The organism is Thalassomonas sp. M1454 (genome assembly GCF_007097525.1).
Lineage (GTDB): Bacteria > Pseudomonadota > Gammaproteobacteria > Enterobacterales > Alteromonadaceae > Thalassotalea_A.
The window spans coordinates 1,317,430-1,332,833 of the sequence record NZ_VKDD01000002.1; the positions used below are offsets into that span (position 1 = coordinate 1,317,430).

Genomic DNA, 15,404 nt, shown 5'->3' on the forward strand with positions numbered 1-15,404 from the left:
TAGTTTACAATCTAAATTACTTCAAATTTTACTAATACTCTCCTAAGTCTAAAATCAAAAAATTGGAGTATAATTTTCTCTATTGGATTCAAACCTTTTTTGGCGTCTATTCTTTCCTGCTCTAAGCTGTAATTCTTTTTTAAAGGATTCAATTTATAATTTAACTTCCCAACCGAATTTAGCTCTATATCATGAAAAAATAATGAAAGTTTTTTTAAAACAGCATCTGGATTTACAGCCATTGAAGCCTGACTTATAATGAGTACGTTTTTCCTTCCATGAATAGACTTTAAATTAAAAATAAACTTATTTAACCAATAACTAAAAGCCCACAAATTACGCTTTCTCTTTTTATAAGAATGGTATAGTGAGTAAATATCTTTATAAGTTATTAACAGAGGTACTTTTGTATCAATTTTTGAAGTTACACTGATTAAGTTAAATGCATACGCTGGTGTTTTATCAATAATTTTTCGCACCTCTACACCACATACTTTTGAATATTCTCTTGCTAAAACGGTATAGGCTAACTGAAAATTATCCTGCGATATTATTTCATTTCTAGCTGTAATACTAAGCCCCCAGTGACCAATAGTTTCTGTTGTAGAAAACCAATCATAAAAAGGAGCTTGATTGCTAAAATTTATAGGGCTTTGAGCTAAAAGAAGACCACATTCAAATGCGCCTCCTGAATGAGGCATTGCAGAGTTTAATAAATTACCCAATAATGTTGTACCAGAATATTCCATCCCAGTTACAACTACATCTAAAATATCTTTATTAACTTTCAATTATTGACCTATTCAAAACCATTAGGGTTTTGGGACTGCCAACGCCATGTATCAGCAATCATTGCATTTAAATCACGCTCAGCTTGCCAGTCTAGTAATTCCTCAGCTAAATCAGCTTTAGCGAATACTGTCGCGATATCACCAGGTCTACGAGGACTGATTTTGTACGGAATATCTACGCCGCTAATTTCTTTAAACTTATTCACAATTTCTAAAACCGATGTACCATTGCCAGTACCGATATTAATCGCTGTACAACCAGATAAAATAGATAATGCATTAACCGCTTTCAAGTGCGCTAAAGCTAAATCGACAACATGGATATAATCGCGCACTCCAGTGCCATCAACAGTATCATAATCGTCTCCCCAAACATTTAACTCAGGTAAACGGCCTACAGCAACTTGAGAAACAAATGGCAATAAATTATTCGGAATACCATTTGGGTTTTCACCAATTAATCCAGACTTGTGAGCCCCTATAGGATTAAAATAACGTAGCGAAATAATTGACCACTCGGGGTCACTTTTGGCTAAATCGAAAAGAATATGTTCAACCATTAACTTAGTCTGGCCATAAGGGTTAGTCGCAGAGGTTGGCATAGTTTCAACTAGCGGTGAAATATTATTTTCACCATAAACAGTTGCAGATGAACTAAATACAATGTTCTTAACATTGTTCTCGCCCATAACCTCAAGTAATGCCACTGTGCCTGAAACATTATTATGATAGTAGCTTAATGGTATTTGCGTTGACTCACCAACAGCCTTTAAACCAGCAAAATGAATAACAGCAGATATATCATGCTCACTAAATACTTTTCGCATTGCGTCTTTATCACAAATATCAGCTTCGATAAATACAGGTCTTATACCTGTGATTTTCTCTACCCTATCAAGCGACTTAGTCGACGAATTAGCAAGGTTATCGACAATAACCACGTCTTGGTTGGTATTTAATAATTCTACAACCGTATGGCTGCCAATATAACCGGTACCGCCGGTAATTAATAAACTCATAATTTTTCCAGTAAAATCGCTTTAAACTTAGTTTGTTTGTTCTTTCAAATAGATATTAAATTGCTTACCAAACTCTGGATGGCGAATTCCATATTAGTGTTCATATATCCTAACTTAGAACAACAATCGTGAGGTTATCCCAGCATATGAAATGCTTCAACTTTTGCACTATCTATCAAATCAGCAATTGCATCAGTTAGCTGAATCTCATCACCAGCCCCAGGTAACCTATACTTAAGTATATTCCAGATTTATGCCTAGTCTATTAGATAAATTCTTTCTTCTTTGTGGCATAATACTTTATCTTTTAAATAATGCATTTTACTATTTTATAAATATTGCGAACACCTAATCTCCAGCGATTCAAAAGTTCTGGGTGCTAAATTCGATTCTACAATAAAAAAGCAACCGTTCATTCACGTCCTTTTTCAACAAACAAATCTAAAGTAAAATTCATAACAGTAAAAACCAAGCATTTTATTTGGCGATTTTACTCTTCAAGTTTTCCTGATACTCAAAGTGTTTTTTCTTTATTAAAATTCCGTTGGGCCTTAGTTTATGAGCTAATTCCATTAACAAAGCCGCATGTTTAATATTGGTTTTCTCCAAAGAAAGTGCAACATCTCGTATATTGTTAATGTCTTGGTGGGTAACTTGACGCCCACATTTAAACTCTTCATTTGCTCGTAGTTTTTCAACAAAAGCAAATGCTTTTTCGGGTAAAATATCCTGTGCTAGTCCGTAAAAAAGATTATTAATCGCGGCAGGGCGTTTAGTTGCTACGTCAATAAAAACTCGCACATCTTCAGAAATATTTTTACCAACAGCTAACACACCTAGTCCATGAGAAAAGTCAAAATTAAAGCTAGGATACATCGTTGAAATTTCCGACCAATATTTAATAACTCCAAAATCTTTTTTCACAACAGTAGTATCATGGAACAAAACAACGGCTTTATCACTCAATTTGGGTAACCATGTTTCAAAATCATTTTTAACTGCTTCATAAGTGTGAAGACCATCAATATGCAATAAATCAATAGAACCATCAGGAAAAGACGTTACAGCGTCATCAAAATAACATTTTTTTAAGGAAGCAAAATTAGGATAGTGATTATCCATAAAATCTTTTAGTTCAAGATAATACTCTTCTGGAAATGTCCCCATATGCAGGTCCCCTTCCCATGCATCAACCCCTACAACCTTCGAGTCAAGTTTGTTTTCCTCAACCGATTGACAAAAGGCACTTAAAGAGTTTCCTTTGAAGCTACCTAGTTCAACGACTTTGCGAGGCTTCATTATAGCAACCAAATAGTAAGCAAAAGGGATATGACCCACCCAAGCTAATGAAGTCATATCGAGTCTTTCAGGGGCTGAAAATGTTCTAATAAAGATATTTTGAATTGCGGCACCACCTTTAGACTTTGAATAAAGTGTATCTTTTAGTTTCTTTAACACTACGCTAAACATATGTAAAATTCCTATCGCGCCTTTCTAGGCATTCACTAAAATTATTTCTACCAACAAGTTTTTATTTTCTTGAATGTATTCTACTAACTATCTATATTCCCGTTGAATCTTATTTACGTTTTGTAAAAGTTAAACAAGGAGGAGATAAAAGTTTCTACTTGTTCTTCTGGTAATGCATTAATACCTGCTGCAGCTGCCCTACCACCGCCGCTAGGGAATTGTACACAAATCTCGTCGGCGCCTTGTTTATTATTTAAAGGTGCTCTCACACTTACTGTATAGCTACCATCTAAATTTTTGGTAAGCACGCCATGGGCTTTATTGGGAGAGCGATTTGCTAAGTCATTACCATAAACCCCGCTTACCCGACGAGACCAAGACGCATCTTCAAGAGCAATAACCTTACAAACATCGCTATCAAATAATACTTCAGCACTATCAGCTTTAGTCATATCTTGTTGATAGGAAGTTTCTAAGTCAAAAAATAAAGAAGACTTTTCTGCAAATAGATTTTCAGGTGTTTCATAGCTTTTAAGCTTTTCGTATAAATTTCCTGGATGATAATGTAGATCATCTATATCACGCCCATACCCATTATAATTAACATAAGTTCCAAGTGCTTCTAGATTATTAGTCAATTGGCCAGATAAACCATTCAAATGGCAATGTCGTTGAGCAACTGCTTTCAGGTTATCACCAAAGGCTGCCGCAATCGCCCATAAATTATGTTTACCTTTTAGGTAATCATTTACCAGTAAACTGGTGCATACATCAGGCGCGGTATTTATTATCGCGTTTAAACAAGGAGAACTTGGTATATCCCCACTGCGATGATGATCAACATACATTACAGGAATTTGTTGATTAAGTAGGTTATTTAATGCTTCAGTATTTTTTTCCATTGAAACATCAAGTACAGTAGCTGAAGTAACGCTATCTATCGGTACTCTTTGTAATAATGAAATGTCACGTTTAACACCTGTTATAAGTGTTGAGGTTTTTGGCTCAGATAATCGAAGCTGTATAAGCGCAAGTATGCCGTCTGCGTCACCGTTAAATATATCGTAATGCAAAGTATTCTCTCTTAGTAAGTTAATTATTATTTAAGCACTTTTTAATCACTACCGAATAGATCTCGTGTGTATACTTTCTCTATTACGTCCTTTAATGAATCCGTCATACGATTAGACACGATAACATCTGACTCATTTTTAAACTTGGTTAGATCGTTTACAACTCTAGAATTAAAAAATGAATCTTCGCCTATAACAGGCTCATAAACAATGACTTCTATGCCTTTAGCTTTAATTCTTTTCATTATCCCTTGAATACTTGATGCTCTAAAATTGTCTGAACCTGATTTCATAATTAAACGATAAATTCCAACAACCTTCGGTTTTTTACTTAAAATCGAAGATGCTACAAAGTCCTTACGAGTTCTATTAGCTTCAACGATTGCACCAATTATATCGTTTGGAACATTTTTATAATTCGCTTTTAGTTGCTTAGTATCTTTTGGTAAACAATACCCTCCATAACCAAATGATGGATTATTATAATGTGCACCTATACGAGGGTCTAAACTGACACCTTCAATTATTTGTTTAGCATCTAAACTATGAGCTTCGGCATAACTATCAAGCTCATTAAAATATGCTACTCTCATTGCTAAATAAGTGTTAGAAAACAATTTTACAGCTTCTGCTTCTGTAGATTCTGTATACAATACATCAATATTTTCTTTTATAGCCCCTTGCTCTAATAACGCGGCAAATAAACTAGCCCTTTCAGACTCTTCACCTATGATAATTCTAGAAGGGTGTAAATTGTCGTATAGAGCTTTTCCTTCTCGGAGAAATTCAGGAGAAAAAATAACATTCCTAGTTTTATACTCTTCTCTTATACTTGCAGTATAACCGACAGGGACCGTTGACTTGATAATCATTACTGCATTGGGGTTTTTCTCCAATACATCTTCTATTACCATTTCTATACTTTTAGTGTTGAAATAGTTTGTATCAGGATCATAATCAGTAGGCGTCGAAATTATCACATAGTGAGCACCGACATAAGCCTCTTCTTTATTGGTTGTAGCTCTAAAGTTTAGATTTTTTTCAGCTAAAAAGTGTTCGATTTCCTTATCCACAATTGGGCTTTTTCCATCATTTAGTAATTGCACTTTTTCTTCAATAATATCTAACGCTACTACTTCATTATGTTGGGCTAATAACATTGCATTTGATAAACCCACGTAACCAGTACCTGCTATCGCTATTTTCATAAAATTCCTAAATATCTATTTCTATTTTACATTTCATCTAAAAACAGCTCTACATGCATAAAATAAAAAGCAATAGCATGCTTCCCATATAGGTAACTGTTCCTCTAATCTGTATATTTGCCACTGTCTTTTTGCTTTTTTGAATTTGTTCCTAGAAATTGAACCAGGAGTTATCCGATACTGCGTTAATATAAGAGGAAAATGATGAGCAAAGTCAATTTTTTTTAAAATTGACAACCAAGTTGCATAATCTTGCCCTGTGCGCAGCAAGGGCATTCTAATTTCATCTGTCTTACTACTATCGATTAACACAGTCGAACAACCAAAAGTTGCTTTTTTCTTTAACAAATCTTTATAACTTAAAAGTCCTAAATCATTACCATCTATAACTTTATTCTTTTGATTGCCATTCTCATCGATTAACTCATACCCCGTAAAGCTTATTATTACCTCCTTACTTAGCATGAAATCTAATTGTAGTTCTAATTTGGATGGCAACCAAATATCATCAGAATCTAAAAAAGCAATGAATCGTCCTTTTGCTTCGGCTAAACTTCGATTTCTAGAAATTGCTGCACCTTGATTTTTACTATTTTTATAAACATGTATATCAGCATAAACTTCACTATACCTTTCTATAATGTCAGGTGTGCTGTCCGTTGAACAATCATCGGTAATGATTAACTCCCAGTTATCATAGCTTTGTTTAATAATGCTCTGGATACTCTGTTCAACATATAGCGCTGAGTTATAGGTTGCCATTATTATTGATATAAATGGTTTATTTTGATTCATGGGTAATAGTTTTTCAGTATGAATCGAGTAGCTTTAAGATGTTCCTTTGCTAATCGTTTGTAATCGAGTTTACTAGTACTTACACTTCCTTCATCTAAAAACTCTAAATTAGGGTCATAAATTATTCTGCCACCAAGACTCCTAACTTGCTCAGCAATAAAAATCTCTTCGCCATACAAAAACAGAGGATAATCAATCGTTCCCATTCTATTGAAAAACTCAGATGTAAAAATAAAAACAGCGCCATGGCATGCGTACATTTCGGTAGCATAAGGATATTTCGTTGCGTTACTTTTATTTTTCTTATATTTACTAATAAACCTTTGTAAGCGATAGATTTGTGGAAATGAAAAGATAAATTCATTGATCAAATATTTATTTTTTTTCGGGCGATAGATTCTCTGAGGGTTCATATCAATATGATATTTCCTTGAATAAATACTTGGCCCTATAACTAAAACATCTTCTGGATAAGCTGATTTTTTAATCTCTTGAAAAAAAGTAGACTTCATTTCCAAATCTACATTAGATGCAATAATATAATCATAAATAGAAGTATCTGCTAATGATTGATACCCTCGATTAAGTCCCGCCATATATCCGTCGTTAACACTATCGATAACCGTTAAATCATAACTCACGCCTACCGTTATTTCCTTTTTATTAGACGAGTTATCTACAATAACCAAAACTAAGTTTACGTTGTCAGAATTTAATAAAGCCTTCTGAATTGAATCAATAAATAAATTCAACTCACAATATGAGTTATGATTAACGCAAACAATCGCAATTTCTAAAGCTTTACTGTTCAAGTCGGCCGCCTATATCTTTAAAACCATTTATAATACCTTTAGCTATAAATTTATAGTTTTCAGTTTTATTTTTTTCAAATAATAAAATTTGAAATAGAAATTTAATTAGGAAGTAGGTTCTCTTTAAAATAAATAAGGGTTTAAGTAGTATATAATCTTTACTCAAAAAAATATGATTACGATACATATAAAAACGTCTTTCAGGTGAATGTATAATAATTGAGAATTTGTGCCCAAGCACTGAACAATCTTTTTTAGAGCCTAAATTATGAAAGATATACGCATCTAAGCATTTAAAAATTTTAAAACCTTTTACCTGTAATTTAAGACAATACTCGAAATCAACAGCGTCAATGAAATATTTTTCATTTTGAAAACCAATTTCTTTTATTGCCTCAACCAAAAATAATGCTCCAGAGCTAATGACATAGTCAACAACGATAAATTCGTCTTCATCATTGCTTTTATTATATTCTTGGTTCCTGGCATCAATTATCTTAGGGGCGACTAAGCCTACATTTTGACTTTTAAAGCCCTTCAATAGCTTTCTAACTAAATTCGCTTCACAGCAACTATCTTGATCCATAGTTAACACATATTTGTAGCCTTCGTTTATCGCCTTTTCAAAACCTAAATTTATCGCTTTTGCTATTCCTAGGTTAGTTTCAAGTAATAATATATCCAATTCATAATGATGTTTAATTGATTCCAATATTTCAATTGTCTTGGGACTCGAACCATTATCAACTATTAAGACTTTATCGACTTGTCGATATAAATCATCAAATACTTTTTTAAAACTTTCATCACAATTAAATGTAACAAATACAGCTAACGTATTGAGCTTATTACTCACTTACTCATTTACAGGGATTATTTGCCCTGTTCCCTTTACTATTACTTGTAGCTTTTTAAGATCTGAAAACTCATTTGATAATTTATATCTAAAGCCTACGTAGCCAGCTCTTGGGTAAACAACACCAGGATATCTTCGAAATAACATATTTGGCTTTATTGTTGTAACTTCGACACTATTGTGAATAATCGATAAGATTACTGATTCGTCTGTATTAGATGACCAAGCAGCGCCGTGCAGTATATTGTTGTCTGCATTGTATACTACAGAGCTGAAAGTCCAACACTTTCCTTCAGATGTTATTGCTTTGCGCTGTTCAAATAATTTAACCGAAAGATTATACAACTCTATATCTTGTTTATTAAATTCTTCGATTTTTTTAACTATTTGAGCAGATAAAGCGCTTAATGGTTGAATTTTTTTGTTGTTAACATTCGCAGTTAACGGTCTAATAGATGTGTTCAAATAATCATTAATTATTCGTAATGATTCATCATACTCCTCTGTAATCCCAATACAACCTATAAAGCCTACTGGAATATTACTTAAGCTTCGAGCTTGAACATTTTGAAACCTTGGAGATGAAATAAACGATTCGATATCTTTCGCATATCCCAAGTTTCTAACAAAATGATTGTAATGTGAGACGACATGCTCAACAGGGTTCCTTAAAAAGGTAACCACATTGCCAACAGGTACCAAGTTTAAGTATTTTTGAAAAGCTACATGTCCAGAGAACCACACGTTAGATTGCTTTGAAAAAAATTGATGAAAAGCAAACATATCATCTTCTAAATAGACTAACTTTTCGACTTCTTGATTGGTTTGAGGGTTACTAGTGCCATAATCCGAAATCACTTTAAACTTTTTTTCTAATGCTTTTCGAAAACTAGTACCGGCGGTTTTAGGAATATGAATAAAAAGATTATTAGCTAATTTGTTATCTTTTTTAGCACTTATACTCAACATGGACTTAACTCTATTCAAAGGCATTTTAGTTTCTTCCTATTGAAAAATCTTCATGGTGTATTGTGAGATTTTTATTATAAGCGGGGTCTTTGTAATCGAGCGTATGCCACTTTGACTGCATATATGCTAATTCTTTATCAGCTCTAGCTCTTTTTTCTGGTGTTGTGTCGAACCCTCGACTAATAGACTCGTGATGATAAAGCTCTGCATAAGGCGTCCATAAATTACGGTACCCTAGAGACTCCACTTTTAAACAAAAATCCACATCGTTAAAGGCTACTGTTAAGTCTTTCTCATTAAGGCCACCAGCCTCTTCAAAAACATTTTTTCGAACCAATAAACATGCCGCAGTTACTGCAGAATAATTCTGCACGACTTGAAGACGATTTTTAAATCCAGAACTAGCTCTAGCATAGAATTTATGACTATGTCCGGCACATCCTCCCAAACCGATAATGACTCCAGCATGTTGGATAGTATTATTTGGATAGTATAATTTAGCACCTACACAACCAATATCCTTGCGAATTACATGGCTCACCATTTCTTCTAACCACTCGCCATTAATTACTTCAACATCGTTATTAATTAATCCGATGACACTACCTTTCGCATATTTAACAGCAAAGTTATTAATCGCAGAGTAGTTAAATGGGTGAGGGTATCTTAAAACAGTTACTTTCTTATGTTTTTCTAATTTATCAAAATAATTTAACGATTTAGCACAATCGGAATTGTTATCTACTAGTAATATTTCAAAGTTTGAATAGTTAGATTTATTTAGAATTGAATCAATTGCTTGCTTGGTTATTTCATAACCATTGTATGTTGGAATAATTAATGATACCAATGGCTCTTCAGCGATGTTCCAATACAATCTAGCAGTTTCATTTTGCACATCGATTTCAAATTCCGCATCCAGTTTACTAAAATAACTAAGCAAAGAGCTTTTGAGGCTATCAATAATTGAGGAGGAATGCTCTTTATTCTCTCTAATTTCATGCCCTAATACAGACGTTATATGTAAACAGTTGCTCTTATCTAATTGTTCCGAAATATTCAATAAAATTGGCCATGAGAATAATAAATTTAAATTGGAACACTTAGACTCACTGTTAAATAATTTTTTACTAAAAAAAACACTTTGTCCTATGTAATTTTGATTTAAAAGCAAATCTAAATTCCAGTCTGGTTTAAAATCAGGATTTGAACGCCTATTTTTTAGGTCAATCAGGTCATCGTCAAAATAAACTATTTGGATATCATTTTCAGTTGATAATTCATTATTACAAGCACTAAGCATTCTATTGGCGCATACATAAGGTGATCTTACACACATTAGATACGAATCACTAGAAAACTCACTTATATAATCAATAGGTTGCTTTCCCGGCTCACAAAGCAGAAATCTCCCGTCACTATTTATTTGCTTAAAAATAAAGGGAAGTTTACCGCTCGAAAATTCGGATGTAAAAATAATGCACTGCCAATAGTTGTATGTTTGCGCTTTTAAAGAATTTATAAATAACTTTATTTGTAGGTTCGAAAAGGAATCCAAATTACAAAAAATACAAAACAAATATTTACTATCGACAAGCTTGTTTTCACTAATATGTGAACTTTCCTTTTTAAGCCATTGTCGATAAGACACTGTGTTCCTTTTTTTCCGATAGTAACGAACTAATGAAACTATGACTCTTAGCTTTTTTAATTGGTTTTTTAAGTGCAGACTTATCATTTAGGTTATTTAGAATCCATATAGTATTTTAAAGTTTCATATCTAGCTTTTAACTCCAAATTTTTAGGAGATAAATTTAAAGTATTTTATGCCAACAATGCCGCGCCCCAATATTTGCAAGCTCTTTGTTGACATAAAGAACACATACTCCATATCTGAGCATTATCCTGATTAACTTTTAACTGTTCTACCCCCCCCCTCTATTTTTCCAGAACATTAGTGTGTTTTAACGCATTTATGGAATAAATATGAATCTGTTTTTTGCCTTACTAGTTACGGTACTATCGCAAATCTTTACTATCTCATGGTATTTTTTAAATTCATTTAATCGCTGACGCTCAAACAATACGATACCTTCTGTTAATCCGAACTTTTTTATATAGCTCTGTATTTTATTGTTTACCCCTACTTCACTACTGAGAAATACAACTTCATTTTCATTGATGTGTTCCGATAAAGCTTTTAAAGTTAATCATTTTTAATTTCTCTCTAAAAACCCATCTGGATAAAGCCCTAACTACTCAAATGTAAATGACTTTAGCTTTTGCTTATTCTCCACATCTTTCAACTTGCAAAATCGCCTTACATCTCCCGCAAAGCTAAATATTAATAAAATACCATATTTTTCTATCAAAGTATTCGATTTCACATATTCATTATAATAATTATACAATTCAATCAAAGAACATAAGGCATTGATATTGTTTTCGTTACACATAGTTTCGAATTTTTTAATTATTACAACAACCAAAGGGAAACGGCTATAGAACTTAAAATTAGAAGGAAAATGTGCACTGAGTAATTGTCAGACTTTTGTGTTATATGAGTCATTAATTGCCCAGTGAACTATACCAAATATATGTTTTCAACTTTATCCTCGTAAGGTGAATATCCTTCTCTGCACAAAGCACTCAAAAGGCAACTAAAGCAATTTTTCTCTCTAGATTTCTAGACCTTTTACAAAAATAAACAGTAGTCATACCAATCCACACCTTGCTATTTTAAACAGGACACTATCGCTCCAAGCCCCCCCAATATTAGTTATGAAATTCTGCGAATCTTTCGACATTAACTTGTCACTAAGCTACCAACTTATATATACAATAGTTTTTTCATCACAAATTACATTCAATGGCAAAAACATTTTTAAGCTTAAATTAACTATTACATCAAATAATATATTAAAAACCTATCCTCTAAGTTCACTAACTTTATGCTCTTCAATAAACATAATTAAACACAAAATTAACCTGTAAGTTCTGGACATTCAAATACAAGCACTCTAAACAATAACGTATCAATAAGAGTTAGATTTTAAAGATGCAATTGTCATCTTACAGACCTCATTACTTAATAAAATAAAGTAACAGCCTTAATTATAGTTAACTTTTCCAATTAATTTATATATTAAATAAAATCAGACAAACTCTTAATGTCTTAGATTTTAAAAGTATTTTGCCCCCCAGAGGCAATAATCTTATGCTAATATAAATGTTAGATTTAATTAACCAAATAAAAATATTATGAAAATTTTTCTACATGTTGGTGCCGGAAAATGTGCTAGCAGTTCAATACAAAACTATTTTTCTAACTATTCTTCAACATCAGACTTTGCCTATGTAAGCATGCTACGAAATGGTATTTTAGATAGTGGTATTTCATTTAAGAAAAAAGCTGAAAGCTTGCCTTACGGTTACTATAGTTCGGTTAGCCTTAAACTGTGCACAATAAATGAAAATTTTATTCAAAATCTAAAATCATCCTTAAAAAGTCTAAAAAAGAAACACAAAGCTATTTTTCTTTCAAATGAAGATTGGTCAAGGTGCCAAGATGAATTTATAAAACTTGAAAGCGTACTGTCTGACTATGACATTGAAATTATAATGATAGTTCGACCACCTGTAGCATGGACAAATAGCGCTTGGTGGCAATGGGGATTCGAACATAAAGGCAGTATAGATAGCTTCATAGAGGACAGAGGGGCCCCTCTTTCACAATTGTGGGTAGAACAAATTAATCAATTTAAAAACATTCCATTTATTGGAAAAATTAGTGTTTTATCTCTAAATCGAAGCATTCTTAGTGAATTATCAAATTTGCTAGGTATTAAATATGATGAATTGGGAGATAAGAAAAGTAATGTAGCATCAAGCCAAGAATTACTGTCTTTCATGACAAAAAACCCTACTTTACGATACAGAAAGGTTAGAAATGAATTTATTTTAAATAAATACTTACAAGAAAGAGGTCAAAGTAATTGGGTTTTAAGTAAGAAAAACATTTCACATATTTTAACGCATACGAACAACTCCAATATAGAATTGGCTAAAATGATAGATAACGAAGATATAACGCAAAACTTGGCTTGGTGGGATGCCTCGTTTTATGAAGATAAGGTCATCAATAGAAATATCGATATTAGTGAAGATGTATTATCCGATATGTTATTAGAGGCATATAATATCATTATTAATATTCACGACAGTAACACTGCTATTGTTGACTTTTTGAGAGATGAAGCTATACAAATTGAAAATGAGGATATAAAGCTGTCTTATAAATTTATGAAGAAAGCTCATGAGTGCAGACCTACAGGTCGACTGATTAATGAAAAAATAAAAGAATATAAAAAAACACTCAATAATTGGAATAATGCAACTTCTGGTGATTCATTTTTTTCATTTTTAAAAAGAAAAAAATGAAAATTAAGTTAGCAGTGTATCTTGAATTGTGTGATTCATAGAGATCGTTTCAATTTGGCGATCTCTAAATCACGCTTATAATTGGACATTTGGATTCGCTCATTATGCGGTAGATAAAACTCTTCAATTTCGCCACTAAATGGCGCCTCGTTACTCACTTCAAATCATTTTTCCATAGGTGCTTTACCGTTGTGAGCACTATGAGGTCGTTCCCAGTTGTAATAGTGTTGCCATTCAGCGAGTCGGTCATCGATATCATCTTTTAAAATGTTCAGGGTCGCATAAAAATTCTGTTTTATCTGTTTTCTGTGAATGTTCTACTTTTCCATTTAAATGAGGAGAGCCTGGCTTATTTGGACGAAATTTAATATTAAATTGCATGAATAACTTTTGAACTTTTTCAGCAAAGAACTCCGTTCCTCTGTCGGTTTGAAATCTTTGGATTGGAAATGGCATTTCATCAATGACGGCTTCAACAAATTTAAGAGTGTTAGCTGCACTGCGACGCTTGTAAAGCCTTAAAACTCTTTAGCGAGTACAATCACCAATAGCAGTGTATTGATATAAGCTAGGCGCTATTTTACATGTGTCCATTTGAATTCTTTCACCTGGTATAGGTCGAGAGTAGCGTTTGTTTTCAGTTTTCCTGCGATAAATAACGACTGGTTCAACGTTATTATTTTTAAGGACTTTGTGAATTGTTGCTAACCCAAGTTTTATTTGGTGATTTCGAATTAATTCGCTTTGTATTCTTCTCGCACCTAAATTACGACGCTTTCTGATCGACAAGATTAGCTTTTCGAATTCAGGAGTAATCTTTTTATTTGGTGAACTATGCGGACGCCTGCTTTGGCTATTGAGGCCATCTACACCGTCTTTCTGATATCGAGATAACCACTTCCAAAGAGTTGGCCTTGATATGCCGCAACGAAGACAAATCACTCCCGCACCACCAGTTTCTTGATAAAAATCTATCCACTTTAATCTTTGTTTAATTTCATCATTCATGACACCCTAGTATAGAAAGGATGTCTATGAATCACACACAGATATCTCTTTTATTAATCTCTCACTATTTTAAAAAAAGTTAATAATTTAATTACTTTACTATTTTTTAATTCTATATATTTTAGTTTTATTCTATTTAACTTTGCCAACTCAGCTTTTTGACTATTAATCTCAGATTGATACTTTATATGTCCCTCCTTTAATTTCGTCAATCTATCTTTTGATTTTAAGTCAGCTTTACTTGCATCACTGTTATGCAAATTAGCAACTTCATCCTTTGCGTAACTATTGTTTTTTTTACAATTTTCAATATCATTTTTTTTATTGAACAGTACCGGTTTCATACTGTCCCATTTAACGTTTTCTTTGACGACTTTAGCGGGAATCCCACCTAATACACAATTACTTTTTGAGAGCCTTTTAGTTACTACAGAATTGCTCGCGACAATACAATCTCTTCCAGCACCAGCCCCCTTTAAGAAACTTACATCTTCACCAACCCAAACTCTATCGCTAATCACAACATCTTTTGGAAGATTAATTGCTTGATTAGTTTCTAAATCAATTACAGAATGGCCATCAGAAGTTCTTAGCTTTATACCCCACGAAAACATACAGTCATCACCAATTAAGCATTTTTCATTACCGTCCTGCATTTGAACACTTAACCCTCCGCAACTAAAATTTTTTCCAACTATAAACTCTACAAAATCACCACCAGTAGATACAATATTTAGGTTATTAATAAAATGTGCACTATCTCCGATTATTATGACTTTATCATTACCTCTAACTCTAATATTTAAGGCTCTATATTTTTTTGCTTTACCAATTTTAACAACATTGTTATTGCCATCAATTATGATTTGAGAACGTTCAAATTCATTTTTATCAGCAATATCTATACTATTATTTTTTCCTGTAGGGTTGACGACCAAACCATTGAAATTTTTCATAAGACAT

12 protein-coding genes and 1 pseudogene are annotated in these 15,404 nt (G+C 32.8%); 1 reads left to right on the forward strand and 12 read right to left on the reverse strand.

Annotated elements, in window-relative coordinates; translation table 11 throughout:
- Positions 1 to 11 precede the first annotated feature (11 nt).
- The 10 genes from FNN08_RS07820 to FNN08_RS07865 form a co-directional block, all read right to left on the reverse strand.
- Positions 12 to 791 (reverse strand): sulfotransferase, encoded by a 780-nt coding sequence (locus FNN08_RS07820; RefSeq protein ID WP_143584257.1) that lies wholly within the window; start codon positions 789 to 791, stop codon positions 12 to 14.
- 8 nt (positions 792 to 799) lie between these two features.
- Positions 800 to 1,810 (reverse strand): UDP-glucose 4-epimerase GalE, encoded by a 1,011-nt coding sequence (galE, locus tag FNN08_RS07825; RefSeq protein WP_143584259.1) that lies wholly within the window; start codon positions 1,808 to 1,810, stop codon positions 800 to 802.
- 477 nt (positions 1,811 to 2,287) lie between these two features.
- A complete protein-coding gene (locus tag FNN08_RS07830) occupies positions 2,288 to 3,280 on the reverse strand; it encodes a class I SAM-dependent methyltransferase (RefSeq protein ID WP_143584262.1) in 993 nt (330 codons plus the stop codon).
- A gap of 113 nt (positions 3,281 to 3,393) precedes the next feature.
- Positions 3,394 to 4,353: a DHH family phosphoesterase gene (locus FNN08_RS07835; protein WP_143584265.1), complete on the reverse strand. Its 960-nt coding sequence runs from the start codon at positions 4,351 to 4,353 to the stop codon at positions 3,394 to 3,396.
- Positions 4,354 to 4,394: 41 nt separating this feature from the next.
- Positions 4,395 to 5,561: a nucleotide sugar dehydrogenase gene (locus FNN08_RS07840; protein WP_143584268.1), complete on the reverse strand. Its 1,167-nt coding sequence runs from the start codon at positions 5,559 to 5,561 to the stop codon at positions 4,395 to 4,397.
- 33 nt (positions 5,562 to 5,594) lie between these two features.
- Positions 5,595 to 6,356 carry a glycosyltransferase family 2 protein gene (locus tag FNN08_RS07845; RefSeq protein ID WP_143584271.1) on the reverse strand — a complete coding sequence of 254 codons (762 nt, stop codon included), beginning with the start codon at positions 6,354 to 6,356 and terminating at the stop codon, positions 5,595 to 5,597.
- A complete protein-coding gene (locus FNN08_RS07850) occupies positions 6,353 to 7,168 on the reverse strand; it encodes a glycosyltransferase family 2 protein (RefSeq protein WP_143584274.1) in 816 nt (271 codons plus the stop codon). The genes FNN08_RS07845 and FNN08_RS07850 overlap by 4 nt, the downstream gene beginning before the upstream one ends.
- On the reverse strand, positions 7,158 to 8,024 hold the full coding sequence (locus FNN08_RS07855; protein WP_143584277.1) for a glycosyltransferase family 2 protein: 867 nt from the start codon (positions 8,022 to 8,024) through the stop codon (positions 7,158 to 7,160). The genes FNN08_RS07850 and FNN08_RS07855 overlap by 11 nt, the downstream gene beginning before the upstream one ends.
- A complete protein-coding gene (locus FNN08_RS07860) occupies positions 8,025 to 9,017 on the reverse strand; it encodes a sulfotransferase family 2 domain-containing protein (RefSeq protein ID WP_143584280.1) in 993 nt (330 codons plus the stop codon).
- Position 9,018: 1 nt separating this feature from the next.
- Positions 9,019 to 10,644, reverse strand: a complete 1,626-nt coding sequence (locus FNN08_RS07865; protein ID WP_185962590.1) for a glycosyltransferase — start codon at positions 10,642 to 10,644, stop codon at positions 9,019 to 9,021.
- 1,610 nt (positions 10,645 to 12,254) lie between these two features.
- Between FNN08_RS07865 and FNN08_RS07870 the strand changes: the two genes are divergently transcribed.
- Entirely contained in the window at positions 12,255 to 13,433 is a 1,179-nt protein-coding gene (locus FNN08_RS07870; RefSeq protein WP_143584285.1) for a hypothetical protein, read from the forward strand.
- 35 nt (positions 13,434 to 13,468) lie between these two features.
- Here FNN08_RS07870 and FNN08_RS07875 read toward each other — a convergent pair.
- Together FNN08_RS07875 and FNN08_RS07880 are read right to left on the reverse strand one after the other, a co-directional pair.
- Positions 13,469 to 14,441, reverse strand: a pseudogene (locus tag FNN08_RS07875) (IS481 family transposase).
- A gap of 53 nt (positions 14,442 to 14,494) precedes the next feature.
- Positions 14,495 to 15,397, reverse strand: coding sequence for a hypothetical protein (locus FNN08_RS07880; protein ID WP_143584287.1), 903 nt, complete (start codon positions 15,395 to 15,397; stop codon positions 14,495 to 14,497).
- Positions 15,398 to 15,404 lie beyond the last annotated feature (7 nt).